Raw genomic sequence first — 21,025 nt, 5'->3', positions numbered from 1 at the left:
CCATGACCCTGTTATACTTCACTTATACGAACCCAACGGCGCTGTGCGATCGATTGATCCACGGCTTCCAGTACCTCTTGACACTTGACGCCATCCACAAAATTCGGAACCGGTTGCCGATCCTCGGAAAGCGCTGTCATCAGCTCCACAACTTCATGTACAAACGTATGCTCATACCCAATCGTATGTCCTGCTGGCCACCAAGCATCCATATAAGCATGTGAGGCATCCGTTGCTAGCACGCGTCTAAAGCCCTGAACATCCTCATCATCACTTGTAAAATACACCTGCAACTCATTCAATCGCTCGAAATCGAATTTCACACTACCTTTGCTGCCGTTAATTTCAAAAGAGTTCGTACACCGGTGCCCGGGAGCAAATCTCGTTGCCTCGAAGCTGCCCAATGCACCATTCGCGAAGCGAGCCATGAATAATGTCGCGTCATCAACTGTAACAGGACCATGCGGGGCATCTTTGCTGCCTTTGGCACTAAGCCCCGTCATCGATGTCGGAAGCGGACGCTCCTTCACGAATGTTTCACTCATCCCGATCACTTCGGTCATCTCGCCAACGAGGAAATGCGCCAGATCGATGAGATGCGCGCCCAGATCGCCATGCGATCCTGAACCTGCAATCTCCTTCTGCAAACGCCATACCAACGGGAACGTCGGATCGACGATCCAATCCTGCAAGAACCAAGCACGGAAGTGGTAGATTTGGCCGAGGCGGCCACTCTCCACGAGCTTCTTCGCCAGCTGTACCGCTGGTGCAAAACGATAGTTGAAGCCCACCATGTGCTTCACGCCAGCTTCTTCAGCCGCCTCCAGCATCTCCCTTGCATCCGCAAGGGTCAGCGCCAGCGGCTTTTCGCAGAACAGATGTTTGCCGGCCTTCGCCGCCGCCAAAGCAATTTCCTTGTGCGCATCACTCGGCGCATTGATATCGACGACGTCGATATCCGGATGCGTAACCAGCTCGCGCCAATCCGTTACATACCMGTCCCAGCCGAATTGCTCGGCTGCTTGGCGAACACCGTTCTCGTCGCGACCACAGATGAGCTTCATCTTCGGAATCGCCGTCTGTGGAAAGAACATAGGTAAATCTTTATAGGCATGACTATGTGCTTTTCCCATAAATTTATAGCCAATCATACCGATATTGAACGTTTTTTTCATCCCATACACGCCTCCCCAAGTGTGTTCGAATCGAGCCTCTCACCTACCACTTACCCCAAGCCGACTAACCACCCAACCCATCACCCATACAATAACTGGAAAACATACAGCTATTTCTTCCATATTCAAAGAAATTACCTACAGGAAATCCAGTTATTTTTACAAACACCCTAGCTACTCTCACTTCACACACTGCATCCATCCAGCACTTTGCACTTATCACTTTCTACTTTCTACTTTCAACTCTCAACGCTCATTCTTCGACGACTGCCTAATCTTCACTTCCGTCGGCAGCTTAACTTGCAGCCCAGCCTCGCTGTTTCCCTGCCCAACACTTGCTAGAACGGCACGGGCTGCCTGTTTGCCCATTTCAAAAAAAGGCACTTTAATAGAGCTGAGAGGTGGATCACTTAGCTTCGCAGCATCCGAGTCATCGCACCCGATGACCGCATAATCTCGCCCAGCTATCCATCCCCGTTCGCGAAGTCCTTGCATGAGTCCTATGGCCATTCGATCATTAGCCGCAAATACAGCCTCTATTTGATCACGGTTCTCCCACACCTTTGCGGCAATCTCATATCCGCTAGTCCGGCTGTAGTTCCCCTCAAATTGCAGAGAAGGATCCATCGTTAAGCCAGCTTCTAACATCGCCTTTTGATACCCAAGACGTCTATCCAAGGAATTCGTATATTGAGGAGAACCATTGAGAAAGGCAATCTTCCGATAGCCTTCATCCAGTAAATGACGAACCGCTCGATAGCTCCCCTCCACATGATCCGCATCAACTTCCAGGAAGGATAGACCCTCGAATCGTTGATTGACCAAGCAGAAAGGTAGTCCCTGTTCCTGCAATTGCAGCAAAGAACTTCGCTGTGATTCGGTATCTCTCGCCCCGAGAATGACACAGGCATCTACCTTTTGCGAGCGGTATAACCGGCCGTAATCCAAATCATCATCTGGTGTTAAGAGGGACAATAACATGTCATAGCCTTGCTCCCTCACCTGCTCCCCAATCCCACTAAGAATCTCTGCGAAATAATACGCAGAAAACAGATGCACCTTCGGCATATAGGGAAGGACGACCCCCAAATTACCGCTTCTTCTTCGAGCAAAGCTTTGCGCAATTGCATTCGGATGATACCCAAGTACCTTCGCTGCTGCGAGAACTCTTTCTTTGGTTGCAGGCTTCATCGGACCAAGTCCATTGAATACACGAGATACAGTCGCCTCAGATACTTTGGCTAAGTCAGCAACCTCTTTTCTCGTCACCATGTTGATTGGCTCCTTTCCGCCTAATTTCACGCAAAATGTACACGCGTACATTTTCTCATTCAGGGGCTACTTCTGTCAATATAAATTCAGAATTTTACTCTTCAACTCATTATCGTCACAATTCGACATTTACATCAATTTTTCATTAAGAAACACGGAAATAAAGTCCATTTTTTGTCATAAAAGCAAACTCTTAATATTGTTTATCTCCTCTTAGACCTTTATGATAAAGGATATTGGGACAACTATGAGATGGAATGAGTGATAGCAAATGAAAGCAATCTGGCGCCATCTTCGGTTCACTGCGTCATCAACGATCGAAGCTCTCACAAGCCGATCACAGATCACTCGACTTCACTCTCGTGGGCAGCTCCTTGCCCAGTTAGAACATGCTGTTCGGAAACACGTTGACACCTCAACCGCTCAGATCCGTGCATGTCTTATTTTTGATATTGATCGTTTTCGCCAAGTAAATTTCTCCTTAGGATACGCATGCGGAGATCATCTACTGCATGAAATAAACCGCAGATTGAAAGGACTGGATCACATTGATCTTGTTGTTCGGTCTGGCGATGATGAATATACACTTCTTCTTCGAGCACACAAACAAGAACAACTTCAATCTGCGCTACATCGTGTTATGCAGGTATTTGAGCCCCCTTTTACTTACCAGGATCAGGACTGTTTCCTTCGTGCAAGCTTCGGTCTGAGTGACCTTACAATAACACCTGAGAATGTACCACAAGCTTTCCACCAAGCGGAGCAAGCACTCCTCATTGCCAAACAAACAGGCAAGAATAAACTCATTACTTTTCACCCCTTACCAACACAACAACGTTTTGCTAGCCAGATTCAAATGGAAAATGACCTGCGCAAAGCAATCACAGAGAATCAGCTATTGTTATACTATCAACCTCGACTCGAACTCTCGACTGGTCAAATTAGTTGTCTGGAAGCCCTGGTGCGTTGGAATCATCCCCTGCATGGCATGATTGCGCCTGCCGATTTCATCCCCCTTGCTGAGGAATCAGGCCTCATTTTGCCACTTGGTGAATGGGTATTGCGGGAGGCTTGTCTACAGAAAGCACGATGGCTCGCTGAAAATAAGCTTGATTATCAAGTTGCGGTCAACATTTCGCCTTGCCAGTTTCAAGATGAGGACTTTGCGGATAAAGCCATTCACATCATACAACAAACCGGCATTCCCCCCTCTTATTTGGAGTTCGAAATTACCGAAAGCTCAATTATGCAAAATATGGAGAAAACCATCGCCGTCCTTGATAAGCTTTGTTCCAAAGGAATTTCCATTTCCATCGATGATTTTGGGATTGGCTATTCGTCCCTCAATTATTTGAAGGAGTTTCCTATACATTGCCTCAAAATCGACCGTTCCTTCGTCAAAAACATTCAACGTAATTCCAATGATTGGGCGATTACGAACGCCATCATTCACCTCGGTCATGCCCTTAATATCCAAGTTGTCGCCGAAGGGGTTGAGGATGTAGGGCAACTTGATATTCTTAAAGAAACAACCTGTACAACCATTCAAGGTTTCTTGCTTAGCCCTCCGATTTCTGCTTATGAGATTGAACAAACCTTTCATATGAATGACAACAGACCGGTTATGATTTCATAACCGGCCGTATGATTTGGCGTATTTTCTGATTTTGGCATAAATGCGTTTATCCTTTAATCTCCGAAAAATATAAGGATCTGGACTTGTATTCACTTCAAGAATCCATGGCTGCAAATCTTTATCTAAGGCTACATCAACGCCTATCTCTTTTACCCCTCTATACCTTGTATGAATCGCCTTAGCCACTTGAATCCCCATCACTTGCAGCCGTTTCACATACCCATTCCTCTCCGTAGGAGGCAAATACGCCTTTAACAAGGTATCCACCGATTTCAACGTACCTCCATTATGAAAGTTCGTCACAATCTTTGCGGGATGTGCCACGCGGCCGATAACCCCTGTTGTCTCCCATTTGCGAGTAGGTGATTGCTGCACCATAACGCGAAGATCAAAGCGGTTTCCCTTGTAAGTCAACAGATGAATCCCTTTCTGTACTAAATAAGGCCGTTTTCTTGTCACATTGAGCAGCGAGACGTACATGTCAGCGAAGGTTTTGAACCTTTTGATGGTGACACCAGATTGGTAGGAATAGGATTTTTCTGCTTCTTCCCCTGCCAGCTCGATACGAATCACACCGTTCCCGAACATGCCTATATTAGGTTTCACGTAGACCATTTTATATTGTTCGAGCATTTCTTGTAAGGTTACAGCCGTCATGCACTTGGTGCTTGGCACATACTTGCGAAGTGATTCGACAGACTCGACGGCCTTCGTTTTGCCAATTTTGCTGCTTACGTATCTTGCCCTATTCAAACTTATCGGTTTCTTTGTACTCTTCTTCCTAATTCTCTTCATACCAGGCCTCCAGCTTCGAATTCACCCCATCCTAGTGTATGAAGGCAACAGAGCATTGGCGACAAAAATACAAGAAGAGGCTGCCCCTGAAATCCATCAGGAGAGCCTCTTTATCATGTCTAGCTATTAAGGAGCACTTGTTAAGAACTGTGCGGTTGGATTTTTATCGATGGAAGAGCGCAGCGCATATTCACTTTCGAACAAGCCTACGAAATTCCCTTTCTTGTCTTTGACCAATTGGGAGTTAATGCGGAATTTAGCTGGATCAATTTTATCATCGATAATCCAACGGGCGAATTGATAATTCTGTCGTTGCAAAAGAATATCCACACCATATTCCGATTTCATCCGATGCTCCAGTACTTCGAATTGAAGTTGGCCTACGACGCCAAGAATCATATCTTCGAAGCCAATCGTCGTGAAGACTTGGATCATCCCTTCTTCCGTCAACTGATCGATCCCTTTCAGGAACTGCTTTTGCTTCAAAGCATTTTTGATCGACACCTTGCTGAATAACTCTGGTGAGAAGGTAGGAAGCTCATCGAAAATAACCTCTTCTCCTTCGCTTAAGGAATCGCCAATTCGGAAAATACCTGGATCGAATAGACCAATGATATCCCCTGGGAAAGCCTCTTCCACGATATCACGATCTTGGGCTAGGAACTGCTGCGGCTGTGCCAGCTTAATATCCTTGCCGAGCCTTACATGCTTCACGGACATTCCCCGTTCGAACTTTCCAGAGACGATACGCAAGAAAGCTACGCGGTCGCGGTGTGCTGGGTTCATGTTCGCTTGAATTTTGAACACATAACCAGAGAATTTCTCTCTCGTTGGTTCGATTACACCAGCCGTGCTAGTACGCGGCTCTGGCTGTGGTGCTAATTGTAGGAAGTTCTCAAGGAACGTCTGAACACCGAAGTTATTCACCGCACTCCCGAAGAAAACAGGCGTAAGTTCACCCTTCATCACTTTTTCCATATCAAAAGGATCACCAGCAACATCCAACAGCTCGATATCTCCGCACAATTGCTTGTGTAGGAACTCACCTGCGATTTGTTTCACTAACGGATCTTCTACGCCATCTACCTTGCGGACTTCAATATCCTTGTGATCGTCGCCTTGGTATAGCTCTAGCTGTGATTTCCCGCGGTCGTAAACCCCACAGAACTGCTTCCCTGACCCAATTGGCCAGTTCATCGGATAAGAACGAATACCGAGTACTTCTTCAAGCTCTTCTAATAACTCGAACGGATCACGGCCTTCACGGTCCAATTTATTAATGAATGTGAAAATGGGAATCCCACGCATACGGCATACTTGGAAAAGCTTCTTCGTCTGGGTCTCGACCCCTTTGGCAACGTCGATCAACATCACCGCGCTATCCGCGGCTGTCAACGTACGGTAGGTGTCCTCACTGAAGTCTTGGTGACCTGGAGTATCTAGAATATTGACGCGGTGACCTTCATAGTCGAACTGCATAACGCTTGACGTTACAGAGATCCCCCGTTGTTTCTCAATTTCCATCCAATCTGACGTAGCATGTTTACTAGCTTTACGACCTTTAACTGTTCCGGCTAAGCGAATTGCGCCCCCGAACAAAAGCAGTTTCTCAGTTAAAGTTGTTTTCCCCGCATCCGGGTGAGAAATAATCGCGAACGTCCGTCGTTTAGCGACTTCCGTTTCGAGAAGTTTAGTGAGTTGCGTTTTCATGTGTTCGTTTATTCCCTTCTTCTTTACATATAGACTATTCAAAATCAAGCGTGTGCTTTCTCCAAGGGAACGGTCCAGTTCGCTTCTTCAATGAACGTGCGATTGCTGAATTCCCTGCCGCGCACAACCACTTTATCTGCAAATACTTGCACATAAATCCCTTGTGCTTTATCCTGTGCAGTTTGCTGATATGCCCGATTCAGCGTTCTCCCTACAGAGGCATTATGGAAATAATGGAACGTTTCCTGAATATAGTGCGGTGTTCCATTCTGAAAATCTTGATGGCGATGTCCACAGAAGACGAATACATTCTTGTATGGCTTCAACGTTTCGCGGAACTGAATAGCCCGAATGAGCTGGTGAGTAGCCCCATCGGTACCAACAGGTGGCAATGGTTGATGCGTCATCACGAATAGAGGTCTTCCTGGTTTATATAAATTGCCCAGTCTTCCTTTGAACCAAGCGAGTTGTTCATCGGAGTACCATGCACCTTCACCCACTTCAGGCTTCTCTTGCACGTAAGCTTCTTGTGACAGCAATAAGATAGAGTGTCCGTTCGTCGTAAAATCATTATAAATGGACGTATAGCCCATGAACTTCTTGAAATTGTCTCTACTTACCGCATCACTTTTGCCATTCGGTACATTATCCTGATCCCAACTATTCGCTTTATTAATCCAAATCGTATAATAATCATGATTCCCCATATTCCCATGCATAGGCGGAAGCTTATAATTATTCAATATGGCACGCAATGCCTTATAGTCAACATCAGTTCCTGTATCCGTCAAATCACCGGTTAGCATAATCGCATCGACAGGACCATCGAATTGCGTGACATCATCTAACGCAAGCCTTAGCTTTTTATTAGGAAGCGAATCACCCGATGTAACATGAAGATCACTTAAGATAAAAAAGGACATCAATGGGCCAAGAGGCAGAGGTTCCTCCGAAGGCGCTGGCGTAGCTTGTTGAGGAGGCTCGGAGCTTGCTACGGGTGCGGCCACAGCCTGTTCTTCGGGAATGAATTTTTTCTTAACCAACAGACTAAACCAAGCACTTAATCCTACTAAAACAGCCCCAATGGCAAGCAGCCATCGCACAAACGCTCTTCGTGACATCGATGCACCTCAAGTGTATAAAATGAAAAAATGGCCATATTCACTAGTATACCACAAATTGTGTCCTATACGTCGTCCAGACTCGACATCATCAAGTGATTTCTTGCTGCGCTTGTACCCACATGCAAAAAACCAACAGGCGAAATTCGCCTGTTGGATAAACTCCTTATTCTAAGCCAATACGGTTGTTTTCTGAATAGCTTCCCAATCGACTTCCCCTTCATTCTGGCCGTTAATCGGCCACCACTTGAACCCATCATCACTCAACAGCTTCGCTGCTTCTTCAGGGCCCCAAGATCCAGCAGGATAGTGCTTGAGATCTTCGGTCTGCTCGTTCCACGCAGCAGCAATGCGATCCACATAAGACCATGCAAGCGCAACTTCATCCCAACGCGTAAAGTAAGTGGAATCCCCGCGAGTTGCATCATACAGCAAGCGCTCGTAAGCCTCTGGCGTATTGATGCCGATTTGACAGCTTTGGCAGAAGTCCATCGCAACCGGTACGATCACACCCTCTGAACCAGGCTGCTTCGCGTTCATTTTCAAATAGATGCCTTCCATCGGATTCACTCGGAATACGAGCAGATTCGGCTCAAGCTCATGCTTTTTGGCCAAATAGACATTGTTTGGAATGTTCTTGAATTCGACAACGACCTCTGTCGTTTTGACCGGTAATCGTTTTCCGGTACGAATATAGAATGGCACACCCGCCCAGCGGAAATTATCCACGTGAACACGCGCTGCAAAATAAGTCTCTGTCGTCGATTGCGGATTCACAGAATCCTCTTCACGGTATGCAGGAAGTGCTTTGCCTTTGGCAGAACCGCTGGCATATTGACCGCGAATCACGTTCGCACGTACATCCTCACCGTCTTCGAACAGACGAAGTGAACGGAGTACCTTCACCTTCTCATCTCGGATATCCTCCGGATGTAGACGGCTAGGCGGTTCCATCGCCATCATCATCAGCATTTGCAGCATGTGATTTTGACCCATATCGCGAAGCGCCCCTGAGTGGTCATAGTAGCCACCACGCTCTTCTACACCCACAGTCTCACTCAACGTGATCTGAATGTTCGCTATGTATTTATTATTCCAAAGCGGCTCGAAGAAAGCATTCGCGAAACGAACGAACTCGATGTTTTGGACCATTTCTTTACCCAGGTAATGATCGATACGGTAAATATCTTTCTCTTCGAATACTTGACGAAGCTGTCCATTCAAACGCTCCGCAGATGGCAAATCGTAACCGAATGGTTTTTCAATAACTAAGCGATGCCAGCCTTCCGTTTGGAGCAAGCCTCCTTCACTTAAATTGTACGAAACATTGCCAAACAACTCAGGTGCAAGCGCCAAATAGAACAGACGGTTACCGCCCGTTTGATACTTCTCATCCAATTTCGCTGTCAGTGTATTCAGTTCATGGAAACCTGCAACATTGTTAATGTCGAGAGACATATACTCGAATCTTTGGGCGAACTTTTCCCATTCTGCAGCATCCGTATTTTTGTAACGAGCGAAATCTTGAATCGAATTTTTCACATCTTCACGGAATTGCTCGTTCGTCCGCGGTCTGCGAGCTAGACCAACTACAGCAAAGTTTTCTCCCAGCTTACCTTCGCGATAAAGGCTATAAAAGGCTGGAAACAGTTTTCTTTTGGCTAAATCACCCGTTGCTCCGAAAATATAAAACACAGCTCCACTCATCTATGCATCATTCTTTCTCTATTAGAATTAGTTAATATGCTTAGCATACCTAAAATTGTCAAGCTATTCAACTTATATACCCACTTTAACCCATAACATTTTCTTATAAGAAACTAGACATCCGTCTATACCGTTACATTCTGCGTGGCATAGGCTAACAGTACATACGAATACGGAGGTGCCCTAAGTCATGCAACCCTTTCACCCAATCACCGAAAAAAGCTGCAAAAACCTTGTCGGAAAGCCCGTTCTTGTCTTCTTAACAAATGGCTCTGAGATATATGGAATCGTCAGTCGCGTGGAGAAAAACAAACTCATCCTTAATGACGATCGACAAGCGAACACGAAGTCCTCTTCCAAAAATACCAAGCCAATGCTTACGAAAAAGGGGAAAAAGAAGCAAGCTCAACCTGTTTCACCAACTCAGCCATCAACAGAAGATCCGTTATCTTCCTTCGGTCTGATCCGTTTTGGAGGACCGCTCCAAGCCCCAACGGCTAGACCCACTGGACCCGTAGATATTCAAATGGACTATATTGCCGCCATGTTTAGTGAATAACGGAAATCAAGGCTGTGGATGTGTATCTCATCTACAGCCCTTTCCTCAACGTTTCAACTTTTTATTCATACGGTAACAGCTAAGGTCAGGTACATAAGAATCAATCTCATAACCTCTTTTACTATAAAATCGGATCGCCTTCGGGTTGCTGTCATCAACAAATAGCTCCACCGTATGGCAACGTTCACTAAGCCCGTAGTCTTCCGCAGCTTTCATAAGTGTATGTCCAATGCCTTTGCCCTGCTCACGCGGATCAACAGCCAGCATATCTATGAAGAGCTTACTCGATTTACGTATGATCGAAATGAAACCGTAAGGCCGTTTGTACCCTTTGGCGATGACGAACGTTTTATTGGCGTTCAGTCGCCTACGGATCTCCGAGTATGTCACAGAATTACCTGAATCATACATTCTGGAAAAAGGAACTAATTGTTCAACAACTAATCGATATATAGCAGGGTCGTCAATGGTAGCCAAACGTTTGCGTATCACATGGCACCGCCTCCACAAGAAACAATAATGCTATCTTATGTTGGTAAAGACGTAATTGACCCCACAAGTACCAATTTACCCCAGTCTACTGGGGTGATATACTTATCGTATAGAAATGAGGTGATCGTAATGATCAATGCTTACCCCTCCGTCATGGCGGTGAACAGGTATCAAACTCATAAAGATTATTACCGTGTTGGTGCTGTTAGTGCGGTTACCGGTGGTAAATCGAATACAATACGACGAATGTTGGATTTACCTTATGAGCAACTCGCCTACAAGCAGTTCGCACAGAACGCTGCCAAAGACGTGGCTGGCTTAGTTCAATCTACGCAAACCGTCAAACAATCCGCTCAGACACTCGTCAACACGACTACGTTCACCACGACTAAAGCGTCACAAGCCGATCTCACCCAGAACCTTCAAACGTTTATTCATACATATAATGAGTTGCAAGATCAGCTAGGGGATTCACCTGACTACGTGAGCCATGCCCTTCTTCAAGGTCTGGAAGAAGCCGCAAAGCCTAACACATTGCACGATCTTGGCATCACCAAGAGTGATAATGGCAAGTTGATGCTACAACCTGAAGTGTTAGAGAAGCAACTTAATCAACCTAGTGGCATTCATCGCAAAAGCTTGCTTGATCTCACCAACTTCGCAAGCTCGTTAGTAAGCCGAATTGATCGTCTGCAGCAGCTGCCTTCCGTCTCGTTGTTTCAGCTTTCCACATCACCGCTTAAGCCATATGGCCAGTATCAATCGCAGCTTGAGGCGTATTTACCGGTTCCGTTGCGCGGTATATTGCTGGATGCGAAGATGTGAGCGGGGAGTACTCCGAGGCGGGTTAGCAGCCCTGCTACCATAGGAGCAGCCACGCTGAATCCAACAAACGGCCCTCCACCTAGAGGAGCAGCGCCACACCCCACAAACGGCTCTCCACCTCGGGGAGCTGCGCTGCCACCAACAACCATCCCCACCTCGGGGGCTGTGCTGCCACCAACAACTATTTCCCCATCGGGGAGCTACGCTGCCACCAACAACCACCCCCCATCGGGGAGCTACGCCATTCTATATTAACTGGAAAACATGTAGCTATTTTCACAGTTTTGAGCCCTTATTCGCATTTAACTGGAATAACTCCAGCTATTTCCACCATTTCTACCCCATTGAGCACAAAAGTCGAGAATTAGCTGTACATTTTACATTTATTAGCAGATTCAAGCTATTTCCGGCAAATTTAACTGTATATTTTACATCTAAAGCAACCAAGCAAGCCTCCCTATTCACCTGCCTTCTGGCAAACTACAACAAAAAAGCTGTATCCCCAAGTAGAATCATCTACGGAACGRGTGATACAGCCTTTTCCATTTAAAATAGCTTTTTACCTAGCACATGATCAATCGGAATGTAGCCAATGACACGACTATCCATGCTGTTGTTCCGATTATCCCCCATCACGAAAATATGCTCAGCTGGAACGGTCCACTTTTTGTTCCCGTTTGCTCTCATTTCCTCATTGATGTAAGACTCATTCAGCAGTTCACCATTGCGATACATCTGATTATCCTTCAGCTCAAGCTGATCCCCTGGCTTACCGATCACACGCTTAATCCATACGTGTTTATCATCGCCTCGAACAAATAAGCTGAGCAATGGGCTGTCCAACAAATCATTTTTAAAAGTCCGCTTCATTTCAACCCTAGAGTCGATAATGACAATGTCTTCATAATTAGGCTCGTAGTGAAACGTATGCGAAAGCTTCGAAACATACACGCGCTGACTATCATGCAATGTCGGATCCATCGAATGGCCGCTAACTCTCGTAGATTGAAACACAAAAACACCTAGAAAGACGACTAATACAAAGGAAATTACAATGGAACCAAACCAGCTCCAAATCTGTTTGACTACATTCAAATTTATCGCTCCCTTGCCTTATTCCGCCAGTCCGTGCTTAAAGGCATAAATCGCCGCTTGCGTGCGATCTTCTACGCCTAGCTTGGATAGAACGTTGGTGACGTGGAATTTCACTGTCTTCACGCCGATGAATAAATCATCAGCTAACTCTTGATTCGATTTGCCCTTCGCGATCAAGCGAAGCACTTCCATCTCGCGGTCCGTCAGCTCCTCATGCGGCTCCGCAACGGGCTTTGGTTGACGGAAGCGATTCATGATTTTCGAAGCCACCTGCGACTCCAGAATCGATTGTCCTTTGGCCGCGGCTCTAATCGCTTGCGCGATTTCGGAGGCACGCGAGGTTTTCAACAAATAACTGAAGGCACCCGCTTCAATAACTGGATACATTTTCTCATCATCTAAGAAGCTAGTCAATACAATGACTTTACAATCTGGATAGAGTTGCAATAATTTCCTTGTCGTTTCGATGCCGTCCATACCTTCCATAACTAGGTCCATCAGCACCACATCCGGACGATATTCCTGAGCTAAACGAATGCCATCGTGGCCATTGCTCGCTTCGCCAACGACCTCAATCCCATCTTCCGTCCCTAGAACAGCTGCAAGTCCAATTCTGACCATTTCATGATCATCGACTAGTAATACTTTGATTAAGGTGTCGTCCATTCGCTTCTTCCTCTCTATGTACGATGTTAATTTTCGATCAATTGAGGATCGGTTGCTAAGATTGGTACTCGAATTTCAATACGTGTTCCTCGGTCTGGTGCTGTAATAATATCCACTGAACCGCCGATTTCGTTCACGCGTTCCTTCATGGACACGATGCCATAAGAAGTCAGCTTCTTCGCATCCAGCTCAAAACCAACACCGTCATCGCGGATCACTAACCGGATACCGTCAGAACGATGCAGCAGCTTCACTTCCAGCTTATTCGCCTTAGAGTGACGCAGGGCATTCGAAAGCGCCTCTTGCACAATTCGGAATAAATGATCCTCGATCCCTTTGTTCAAGCGGATTTCCTCATCCATATCCCAGCTGATCGCCATTGGAACCTTGGCCGCTAGCTCCTTCAAGAGCTCAACGAGTCCCTCCGACAGTCGTTTTCCTTCGAGATGGATCGGTCTCAGATGCAGCAACAAGGCTCTCATTTCGGATTGAGCGACGGAAGCCATCTCTTCAATCAGATGAATCTGCCGCTTCGCTTTCTCAAAATCTTTATCCAGTGTCCGTCCAACAGCCGTAGCTGTCATGGATATAGCAAACAATTGCTGACTTACCGCATCATGCAGCTCACGCGCCAAGCGCTGACGCTCTTCAATAACCGCGGAAAGCTTGGCTTTCTCGGTAAGCTCAGCATTGCTATTCGACAGCCGTTGAAGGGAGGTCACTTGCTCTTCCCATCGCTTCATAATACGGCTGAGTTGTTCGCCTAAGCGTCCAATCTCATCGTCATCCCCGTTTTGAAAGCCTTCTCGGGCAAATGTCCCTTTTTCTAATAAAATCATCGTCTCCATCATGGGCTCAAGTCTGCGTGTCACCTTAGAACTGTTCCAGTAACCGAATACCGCCCCAATTACACCCAGAATCAACAAAGCCATGAACGAGAACTTGACTCCCTGCTGCCAACTGGTAAAGGGCTCAATCAAATGACTTGAATTCAGAAAATACAGCATAGCTCCGAAAACGGCGAAGCTAAATAGGATGGCTTCCCCCATGCTGCGCCAGATCATGTTCGTTAATCGTCGTTTGTAGCCGTCCACTTGGTGAAGTACCCCCTTGAAATAAACGACTACACCGTCCTCTAAAAACGGTCTCGTTTATCTAAAATATAGCCCATGTATATATGAGACTATATTTTCTACTATTTAAAGAAAGTTACAATACTTTGACCTTTATATCTCCTACGATGAAAGAAAGTATGAGTTTCACCCGATGGTCACAATGCCCATAATTCTGCGATTGCCAAACGACTTTGTTCATCACACCTGACTCTTTTTCTTCCGCGATTTGAAGCTGACCCAGCATGACGGAAGCTGTGACGGAAACGCCGATATCGTCAGGCACCTTTATATCAATATCTCCTACAACACCTTGTAGGATAACTGTCGTTTCTTTTTGCTCGAGAATTGCCATGGAAAGATCCATATACGTTTCTCCCACCAAGTACCACGTCGAGGAATTCCGTTGAATCCATGGTTCTCGGCCTAGGCGAAGGCTATCAACAATCTTCTGCTTTTGGGTATACGTATCATCTTTATGAATCTGCTTGGATCGAATGAAAAATAAACCTAATGAAATCAACACAACCGAAATGACAATGGTAAGATGATCACCGAATAATATGACGGCACCAATCCCCATCAGCACATAGCCCTTGCGCTCTTTGCGTGAACGAACACGATGAATGCCCAGCAAAATAAGGATTACGGCCATAACGGGAAAAAAGCCTATGGTATGTTCCAGAAGCAAAAAAATACCGGCTCCAATCAGCAAAAGCGCTGTATTCCGGCTGCGGTTATTTTTCGTTTCCTCTCCCATCGATGCACCTCCTCTGGCTGCCATTTCTCTTTCGTTCATACGATTCCTAGCATACCATAAGAATGGACGACCTCCAAGATGCAAATCCTTATAGATCAAGGCTTTGCTTTCGTGGAGGTCACCGTCCATGACTATTTGCTGTCGTGCGGGTCTCGCTCACCGCGAGAACGCTGCTCCTGCTGCCACTCATGCTGCAGCTTGCTGCGCAGCGCGCGCAGTTCGTGTTGAAGGTTGCCACCGGCTTCCTTCAGCGTCTCCTTCGACAGGCGGCCCGCTACGCGTAGCCCCTGCAACGCCTCCCGGCCGAGCTCGCGGCCGGTGACCTCCAGCTCGCGCCATGTGTCGCGAGCCTCTTTGCCGTGCAGCCCGCCGCGCGGCTGCTCATCCTCGGCTGCGTGTCCCGCACGCAGCCCGCGCAGTTCCTCTGCGAGCGCCAGGCACAAGTCCTGGCTGCTCGCGTACTGCGCGCGGTAGTGCTCGCTCGCGGCTTCCTCGTTCAGCTTCTCTTGCAGGGCAAGCCGCGCTAGATCTTCTTCGCCAGCGCGCATCGCAAGCTCGGCCTGCTCACCGCGCAGCTTCGCCATCTCTTCCGCTCGCGCGATGTTACTGCGCAAGGCAATCGTTGCTTGCAGCGCTTCCTCATAGCGTTCCTCAAGCTGTGCGATCTGGCTACCGTCGTCAGAAGTGGCTGGATTCGTTTTGCCGATCGTCTCGTGCCAGACGGTTTCAGCCATTTTGCCAATACGGTCAAATATATTAGTAGGATCCATTTCCCGATTCTTATTATTATTCATGTACAATCGCCCCTCATCCATCATCATACTCTTATGGTAGCTCAATTTCTGAGGTTCTAAAACCGACTATCGACTGTTTTTGAACCTAGACCTAAGTCTAGTATAAATGGGCATAACCATATTTTGGTCGTTGCCCAAGCATGCCAGTGATGCTAAAATATTTGAAGCCGAGTCTAGTGCATATATGCAGGCACTGGTACGGGGGACGAAATACTTGGGGTGAATATTTGCTTCAGCTTGGAGCAGACTAGGGAGAACCTTCTTCCCGAACCCGTCAACTAACCTCGAAGGCTCAAGAAGGAGGATTACCAATTGAATAAGCTTACCAAAGGGTTAACTAGCCTAGCTGCCTCACTAGCAGTATTGGCTGGAGGCTTTCTTTCCCCATTTACAGCTCAAGCAGCTGAAATGGCCGTGAAAGTGCAAGTCAATGATGAACTGATCCATTTTCCTGATGCACAGCCATTTCTGGATGGCAACCACACCACCCAAGTCCCGCTTCGATTTGTAACGGAGAAGCTCGGATATACGGTCAACTGGCAGAAAGATGGCAATCAGATTAAGGTAACACTAAATAACGACAATCATACGATTACCTTGGTTTCAGGGCAAAAAGAAGCTAACGTTGATGATGCAACGGTCATCTTAGACGGAGCTTCTCAGTATCAAAATGGACGTGTATATGTACCTCTTCGCTTCCTTTCCACAACCGCAGGCGTACCTGTACAGTGGGATGCAAGCAGTAATCTAGCTATCTTAAGTAAAGATGGAGAGCAACATGCACCTGATTATCAAGTATTCGAATCTACAGCTTATTCGGCAGATCCTTCTGAAAATGGCGGGTATGGAGCCATTGATTACATGGGCAACCCACTAGCAATTGGCACAGTTGCTGTTGATCCTTCCGTCATTCCACTTGGCACGAAGCTTTATATTGAAGGCTATTCGTTTAGCGGGCTTCCTAAAGGCGGCATGTACGTCTACGCAACAGATACGGGCGGATCCATTAAAGGAAATCGCATGGACATCTTTATTCCAGGCTCAAGGAAATCATTACAAAGCTTTGGCTTCCAGAAGATTAAAGTGTATCAAATTCCCAATTAAATGCATGGAGAGAGCTGCCCTAAGAGTCATACAAGGGCAGCTCTTTTTGTAGTTGAATGTTCCACTCAATAAGGGCATATGTCCAATCAACAGGGTTCCCACCCACATATGTTATATAGTGTTTAACCCACATTCAAAACCGGAGGGGATACTATGTCAGCTGCAGTTGGTTGTGGAACGCCAGGATACGGAAGTTCCGCAGGTTTAGTTCTTGTACTTTATGTACTGTTGGTCATCATTCTTGCTACTTTCTACTAGGACCATCTTCCGCCTGCGAAAATAAACCCAGCTGCTGAAGCTTCTCATTACGAGGCTTCAGCAGCCGGGCTTTTTCATTTGAATTCGATGCCACTCGTTCGCTGCTTCAAGATTTCTTCCAGCATTCCCCCAATATACGCCCCCGCTTCCATGGCAGGTGTTCCACCGCGATGAATGTTCGAAATAACCATCCGATCCGAATCCGTTCCCCCCGTTCTTGGCTTATAACACATGTACGCACTTAACGACTCAGCAGTCACAAGACCGGGTCTCTCACCGATAAGCAGCACAAGACATTCCGGATTTAACAAATCTCCGATGGCATCCATACAGCCTACCCGTCCGCGATTCACATAGATTGTCGTTCCCGCTGTTAAGCCTCGCAATCGCAAGGAATCCAGCAAGGCAGGATACAGGTCACGCATATTCGCTTCGATGCTATTTGCACTTAACCCATCGGATACTACGATTTGCACTTGTGGCCTAAGCTGACATTTCGCTAATAGCTCCTGTTTGCTTTCGGGCTTCAATACTCTCCCTAGATGAGGACGCTTCAAATACATATTCTTCGTTTCTGCACAAGAATCGACGATGAGCCACCTCATTTCTGCTAAGAGAGCAGAACTCACCTCATTGTGCACAGCATCCACGCTGCTAGCATGATCCCATCGAAAAGTCAGTAACTCACTCGTTAATGGACGTGTACCTGATCTAGAAACGCCAATGCGTGCCGGAGTTAGTGCTTTCATCCGAGCGAATTCATCCACGCTTTCCACCTCCTCGCCAGAATAGCCTAGAATCACCTGCTAGCGGACTTAGCGTACCGTTCAACCATAGGCCTATGTCTTGCAGCCAATCTCGAAATTCTGGTGCTGGCGCGCGCCCAAACAACTCGCGTAAAGTCGCAATATCGTGGTAGCTGAGTGATTGGTAATTGAGCATGCAGTCATCCGCCATAGGTACGCCAATCAGGAAGTTCACATGAGCAGAAGCCAGCATGACCGCTAAGGAATCCATATCATTTTGATCAGCATTCATATGATTGGTATAGCACACATCAACCCCCATCGGGAGACCATGCATTTTGCCCATAAAATGATCCTCAAGGCCTGCACGTATAACTTGCTTGCTATTGTACAAATACTCTGGACCGATAAAACCTACCACCGTATTAACCAAAAAAGGCTTGTAGATTCTAGCTAATCCGTAGCATCTCGCTTCCAACGTCACTTGGTCTATGCCATGATGCGCTTCCGAAGATAGCTCCGAACCCTGCCCCGTTTCAAAATACCACCGATTCGGCCCCGCCGCACTGCCCATTCTATGAATCAAGGCATCCGCTTCATCCAGAAGCGCCTTATGAATGCCAAACGCGCGATTGCCTTTCTCCGTACCGGCCAAGCTCTGGAATATAAGATCAGCCCTGGCCCCCTGCTTGATCGCTTCCATCTGTGTCGTCACATGAGCTAAGACACAGTTCTGCGTCGGGATACGCCACGTCTCCATGACTTCCTTCGCCGCTTCTAGCAGCGCTTTGGTCGTCTGTGGATGGTCCGTTACGGGATTGATCCCAATAACCGCATCCCCAATCCCATAGCTCAGTGCCTCGTATAGCGAAGCTTTCATCCCTTCCAAGGAATCGGTCGGATGATTGGGCTGTGCTCGGCTGCTCAATGTACCTCGATGCCCGATCTCCGTATTACACCTTGTCCGCACTTCAATACGCGAAGCTGCTTGAATGAGATCCAGGTTCGACATGATTTTGGCAACAGCTGCAATCATCTCGCTCGTGAGTCCCTTCGAAATTCGAAGCAACTCATCTCCCGTTGTTTCCGTTCGCAGGATATATTCTCGCAGCTCCGCAACTGACCATTGGCTAATAGAAGCATAGACAGTTTCATCTATACTTTCCTCAATCAACCGCGATACCTCATCTTCTTCAKCAGGCAGCAGCGAATGATTTCGAATCTCAGTGAGGAGGAGATCTGCAAGTACGGTCTTTGCTGCAATCCTTTCCTTGAGATCTGAGGCACTGACACCTGCCAAGTCATCACCAGAGCGCTCTTCATTTGCCTTACCGAACACTTCATTCAAACTCCCAAACTCGTAGACATGGCCCTTCATCGATGTTTTCAATTTCATAGACGCACCTCAGAAATCTCATTTGGAAAAAGCAGTGTTTTTACGATTATTGGAATCGTTCGATTCCCAATTAGTTCGCCAAGATCGATATAATCACCGAAATTCAACGAAATGCCATCGAGGCAGACAATGCGAGGGCTCCCTTGGCATCCGAGTGAGAGTAACTGGCCCAGTGCTTTGGCCATATCTTGATCGCACAGAATGACTATCGTGTGTTGATGTGTAAAATGGGAAGTCAACGGAGGGATTAGTTGGCTCGCAAGCACTTGCAAGTGTTTATAGGTATAGGACTGCTCCTGCTCTGTCGTAAGTGCAATCCCAAATGGTGTCTGATTCGATGTTCCGTAGAGTTGACTTGCTTGTTGAAAAAGATCTTTTAAAGCAGTAGCTAGCCTAACCGGTTCCTGCTGTATGTGGAGCTTCACAATCGGTACATTACGTATGGGCAGCGTACCAGCGTCGACATGAATGGTCGAGCCACTGAGCTCCACGCTCTGCAAACCCGCTCCTATGACCGTTGCCCGCTGCATGTGCCCTGCCTTCACCAACGGAAAGCCAAGCTCCGTCCACATCTCCTGAATAGCTTGTGCAAGTAGGGGACCGATATCGTCATAGGTTGTGACCTCCGCTAGCTCCATAATTGCTGGACGTGACAGCAGCTCTGCAATACCGCCAGACAGTGTCCATTCATCTGCTTGCGGGAGCTGGTTGGGACGCTGGCCTAGAAGCAGAAGCTCGTTCCCTGCCTTATCTGGACTGCCAGCTACAAACTGCCCGACAGCCCGTGCCATGCGACATGTCAGCTCTCGCAGCTCAGGGATGTCGACGATTTGACCTGGCACCATTAACATGCCTTGCTCATCCAGCCAACGCTGAATGGCTGAGGACACATAAGTCACCGTTCCATCAGCTTGCAATCGAATGACGCTTCCCCCCATATGAAAGGTTACCGTTGCAATCGGTATTCCGTTCCGAAACCAGGCAATATTCGCTGTGCCGCCCCCTATGTCCATGTTCGCTACCGTGTTCTGAAGCGTTTGCGAACGCCAAGCTGCTCCTGAACCTTTACCGGCCATGATGGCTTCCAAATCACTTCCCGCCGTTGCCACAACGAAAGCGCCTGCTTGTTCCGCGAGTCTATGTAAAAGGGCTTCAGCGTTCGTTTTCGTCGCGGTTTCGCCCGTCATGATGACGGCTCCGCTGCCAATATCAGCAAGCTCTACACCTGCAGTCGCAAGCTCCGCTTCTAGAAATTCCGTGAGCTGAGCTGCATCTAACGTGATAGGATCAATCAATGGCGTCCGATGAATCGGACTCTCATACAGAAGCTTTCTCTCCGTGATTTCATCTCGTGAAATGGTGTATGATGAACCGCGTTCCGCCAATGTAAGCCGACTTACAACAAGCTTCGTTGTACAGGTTCCGATGTCGAGCCCAACACTCATGAGATGCGTTTCCTTCATTCAGGCTCCCCCTCTCTCCCTCTGCAGCCGACTTTAACTCCATTTAGAAAACTTTCTGTTAGTGGAGTGTGTAGAGTTTGATCGGATCGTAATTTGCAAATTTGATTAACTGGAAAATGTACATCTATATTTGAGGAATTTCCTCAAAAACTCAATTTAACTGTAAAACATGTAGTTATAACTGCCTTTTTTATTCACATCGGGTATAATGGTCAAAATTAACTGCAGGTTTTCCATCAATTCTGCATTCGTTCAAAAAACACCAATAATTAACATCAGTAAATCCATCTAATTATTTGGCGCACAGGAGAATTACGAAACTCCCCCTCCGATCATCTC

Annotated in this window: 20 protein-coding genes and 1 riboswitch; of the genes, 5 read left to right on the top strand and 15 right to left on the bottom strand. The window is 47.0% G+C overall.

Features of this window, described 5'->3' with window-relative positions:
• Positions 1–11: 11 nt before the first annotated feature.
• Both AB4114_RS10795 and AB4114_RS10790 read right to left on the bottom strand, forming a co-directional pair.
• Entirely contained in the window at positions 12–1,175 is a 1,164-nt protein-coding gene (locus AB4114_RS10795) for a Gfo/Idh/MocA family protein (protein ID WP_441988453.1), read from the bottom strand.
• 246 nt (positions 1,176–1,421) lie between these two features.
• Positions 1,422–2,447: a LacI family DNA-binding transcriptional regulator gene (locus tag AB4114_RS10790; protein WP_441988452.1), complete on the bottom strand. Its 1,026-nt coding sequence runs from the start codon at positions 2,445–2,447 to the stop codon at positions 1,422–1,424.
• Positions 2,448–2,718: 271 nt separating this feature from the next.
• Between AB4114_RS10790 and AB4114_RS10785 the strand changes: the two genes are divergently transcribed.
• Positions 2,719–4,083 carry a putative bifunctional diguanylate cyclase/phosphodiesterase gene (locus AB4114_RS10785; RefSeq protein WP_441988451.1) on the top strand — a complete coding sequence of 455 codons (1,365 nt, stop codon included), beginning with the start codon at positions 2,719–2,721 and terminating at the stop codon, positions 4,081–4,083.
• Here the strand turns inward: AB4114_RS10785 and AB4114_RS10780 are convergent.
• From AB4114_RS10780 to zwf, 4 genes are all read right to left on the bottom strand, one after another.
• Complete coding sequence (locus AB4114_RS10780) at positions 4,078–4,878, bottom strand: YheC/YheD family protein (RefSeq protein WP_441988450.1); 801 nt, start codon at positions 4,876–4,878, stop codon at positions 4,078–4,080. The genes AB4114_RS10785 and AB4114_RS10780 overlap by 6 nt on opposite strands.
• 126 nt (positions 4,879–5,004) lie before the next feature.
• Positions 5,005–6,588, bottom strand: a complete 1,584-nt coding sequence (locus AB4114_RS10775; RefSeq protein WP_056618904.1) for a peptide chain release factor 3 — start codon at positions 6,586–6,588, stop codon at positions 5,005–5,007.
• 44 nt (positions 6,589–6,632) lie between these two features.
• Positions 6,633–7,709: a metallophosphoesterase family protein gene (locus tag AB4114_RS10770; protein ID WP_441988449.1), complete on the bottom strand. Its 1,077-nt coding sequence runs from the start codon at positions 7,707–7,709 to the stop codon at positions 6,633–6,635.
• 171 nt (positions 7,710–7,880) lie between these two features.
• Entirely contained in the window at positions 7,881–9,416 is a 1,536-nt protein-coding gene (gene zwf, locus AB4114_RS10765) for a glucose-6-phosphate dehydrogenase (RefSeq protein ID WP_441988448.1), read from the bottom strand.
• Positions 9,417–9,606: 190 nt separating this feature from the next.
• Here zwf and AB4114_RS10760 point away from each other — a divergent pair, with 190 nt between their 5' ends.
• The gene (locus AB4114_RS10760; RefSeq protein WP_441988447.1) at positions 9,607–9,975 is read left to right on the top strand and encodes a hypothetical protein; all 369 of its coding nucleotides are present in this window, start codon (positions 9,607–9,609) and stop codon (positions 9,973–9,975) included.
• Positions 9,976–10,020: 45 nt separating this feature from the next.
• Here AB4114_RS10760 and AB4114_RS10755 read toward each other — a convergent pair whose 3' ends face one another.
• Positions 10,021–10,467 carry a GNAT family N-acetyltransferase gene (locus tag AB4114_RS10755; protein WP_441988446.1) on the bottom strand — a complete coding sequence of 149 codons (447 nt, stop codon included), beginning with the start codon at positions 10,465–10,467 and terminating at the stop codon, positions 10,021–10,023.
• Between the two features lie 129 nt (positions 10,468–10,596).
• Between AB4114_RS10755 and AB4114_RS10750 the strand changes: the two genes are divergently transcribed.
• Positions 10,597–11,292 (top strand): hypothetical protein, encoded by a 696-nt coding sequence (locus AB4114_RS10750; RefSeq protein WP_441988445.1) that lies wholly within the window; start codon positions 10,597–10,599, stop codon positions 11,290–11,292.
• A 546-nt stretch (positions 11,293–11,838) separates the two neighbouring features.
• Here AB4114_RS10750 and lepB read toward each other — a convergent pair.
• The 5 genes from lepB to AB4114_RS10725 all read right to left on the bottom strand — a co-directional run bounded on the left by lepB (position 11,839) and on the right by AB4114_RS10725 (position 15,719).
• Positions 11,839–12,387 carry a signal peptidase I gene (lepB, locus tag AB4114_RS10745; protein ID WP_441988444.1) on the bottom strand — a complete coding sequence of 183 codons (549 nt, stop codon included), beginning with the start codon at positions 12,385–12,387 and terminating at the stop codon, positions 11,839–11,841.
• A gap of 18 nt (positions 12,388–12,405) precedes the next feature.
• The gene (locus tag AB4114_RS10740; protein WP_056618875.1) at positions 12,406–13,053 is read right to left on the bottom strand and encodes a response regulator transcription factor; all 648 of its coding nucleotides are present in this window, start codon (positions 13,051–13,053) and stop codon (positions 12,406–12,408) included.
• Positions 13,054–13,079: 26 nt separating this feature from the next.
• Complete coding sequence (locus AB4114_RS10735; protein ID WP_171629275.1) at positions 13,080–14,147, bottom strand: sensor histidine kinase; 1,068 nt, start codon at positions 14,145–14,147, stop codon at positions 13,080–13,082.
• A 115-nt stretch (positions 14,148–14,262) separates the two neighbouring features.
• Positions 14,263–14,925 carry a cell wall-active antibiotics response protein LiaF gene (gene liaF, locus AB4114_RS10730; RefSeq protein ID WP_441988443.1) on the bottom strand — a complete coding sequence of 221 codons (663 nt, stop codon included), beginning with the start codon at positions 14,923–14,925 and terminating at the stop codon, positions 14,263–14,265.
• Between the two features lie 131 nt (positions 14,926–15,056).
• On the bottom strand, positions 15,057–15,719 hold the full coding sequence (locus AB4114_RS10725; protein ID WP_441988442.1) for a PspA/IM30 family protein: 663 nt from the start codon (positions 15,717–15,719) through the stop codon (positions 15,057–15,059).
• Positions 15,720–15,874: 155 nt separating this feature from the next.
• Positions 15,875–16,027, top strand: a riboswitch (cyclic di-AMP (ydaO/yuaA leader).
• A gap of 4 nt (positions 16,028–16,031) precedes the next feature.
• On the opposite strand from AB4114_RS10725, the gene AB4114_RS10720 reads away from it, so the two are divergent.
• Together AB4114_RS10720 and AB4114_RS10715 are read left to right on the top strand one after the other, a co-directional pair.
• Positions 16,032–16,823, top strand: a complete 792-nt coding sequence (locus AB4114_RS10720) for a stalk domain-containing protein (protein WP_441988441.1) — start codon at positions 16,032–16,034, stop codon at positions 16,821–16,823.
• Between the two features lie 153 nt (positions 16,824–16,976).
• A complete protein-coding gene (locus tag AB4114_RS10715; RefSeq protein WP_441988440.1) occupies positions 16,977–17,081 on the top strand; it encodes a YjcZ family sporulation protein in 105 nt (34 codons plus the stop codon).
• Positions 17,082–17,155: 74 nt separating this feature from the next.
• Here AB4114_RS10715 and eutC read toward each other — a convergent pair whose 3' ends face one another.
• Genes eutC through AB4114_RS10700 form a run of 3 tightly spaced genes read right to left on the bottom strand, consistent with a single transcriptional unit; the run spans position 17,156 to position 20,686 of the window.
• Positions 17,156–17,848, bottom strand: a complete 693-nt coding sequence (gene eutC, locus AB4114_RS10710) for an ethanolamine ammonia-lyase subunit EutC (RefSeq protein WP_441988439.1) — start codon at positions 17,846–17,848, stop codon at positions 17,156–17,158.
• Positions 17,841–19,223, bottom strand: coding sequence for an ethanolamine ammonia-lyase subunit EutB (locus tag AB4114_RS10705; protein ID WP_441988438.1), 1,383 nt, complete (start codon positions 19,221–19,223; stop codon positions 17,841–17,843). The genes eutC and AB4114_RS10705 overlap by 8 nt, the downstream gene beginning before the upstream one ends.
• Positions 19,220–20,686 carry an ethanolamine ammonia-lyase reactivating factor EutA gene (locus tag AB4114_RS10700; protein WP_441988437.1) on the bottom strand — a complete coding sequence of 489 codons (1,467 nt, stop codon included), beginning with the start codon at positions 20,684–20,686 and terminating at the stop codon, positions 19,220–19,222. Before AB4114_RS10700 ends, AB4114_RS10705 begins: the two co-directional genes overlap by 4 nt.
• Positions 20,687–21,025: the final 339 nt, after the last annotated feature.

The organism is Paenibacillus sp. 2RAB27 (genome assembly GCF_052115445.1).
In the GTDB taxonomy this organism is placed as follows: Bacteria; Bacillota; Bacilli; order Paenibacillales; family NBRC-103111; genus Paenibacillus_E.
Note: the sequence above shows the minus strand (reverse complement) of the source record. Positions and strands in the feature narration are given on the sequence as shown.

Bases quoted from the DNA above. Each gene is read 5' to 3' on its own strand.
- AB4114_RS10715 (WP_441988440.1), top strand. From the start codon at position 16,977: ATGTCAGCTGCAGTTGGTTGTGGAACGCCAGGATACGGAAGTTCCGCA.
- AB4114_RS10770 (WP_441988449.1), bottom strand. From the start codon at position 7,709: ATGTCACGAAGAGCGTTTGTGCGATGGCTGCTTGCCATTGGGGCTGTT.
- AB4114_RS10700 (WP_441988437.1), bottom strand. From the start codon at position 20,686: ATGAAGGAAACGCATCTCATGAGTGTTGGGCTCGACATCGGAACCTGT.
- zwf (WP_441988448.1), bottom strand. From the start codon at position 9,416: ATGAGTGGAGCTGTGTTTTATATTTTCGGAGCAACGGGTGATTTAGCC.
- AB4114_RS10725 (WP_441988442.1), bottom strand. From the start codon at position 15,719: ATGAATAATAATAAGAATCGGGAAATGGATCCTACTAATATATTTGAC.
- AB4114_RS10760 (WP_441988447.1), top strand. From the start codon at position 9,607: ATGCAACCCTTTCACCCAATCACCGAAAAAAGCTGCAAAAACCTTGTC.
- AB4114_RS10775 (WP_056618904.1), bottom strand. From the start codon at position 6,588: ATGAAAACGCAACTCACTAAACTTCTCGAAACGGAAGTCGCTAAACGA.
- AB4114_RS10740 (WP_056618875.1), bottom strand. From the start codon at position 13,053: ATGGACGACACCTTAATCAAAGTATTACTAGTCGATGATCATGAAATG.
- AB4114_RS10790 (WP_441988452.1), bottom strand. From the start codon at position 2,447: ATGGTGACGAGAAAAGAGGTTGCTGACTTAGCCAAAGTATCTGAGGCG.
- AB4114_RS10750 (WP_441988445.1), top strand. From the start codon at position 10,597: ATGATCAATGCTTACCCCTCCGTCATGGCGGTGAACAGGTATCAAACT.
- AB4114_RS10780 (WP_441988450.1), bottom strand. From the start codon at position 4,878: ATGAAGAGAATTAGGAAGAAGAGTACAAAGAAACCGATAAGTTTGAAT.
- liaF (WP_441988443.1), bottom strand. From the start codon at position 14,925: ATGGGAGAGGAAACGAAAAATAACCGCAGCCGGAATACAGCGCTTTTG.
- AB4114_RS10785 (WP_441988451.1), top strand. From the start codon at position 2,719: ATGAAAGCAATCTGGCGCCATCTTCGGTTCACTGCGTCATCAACGATC.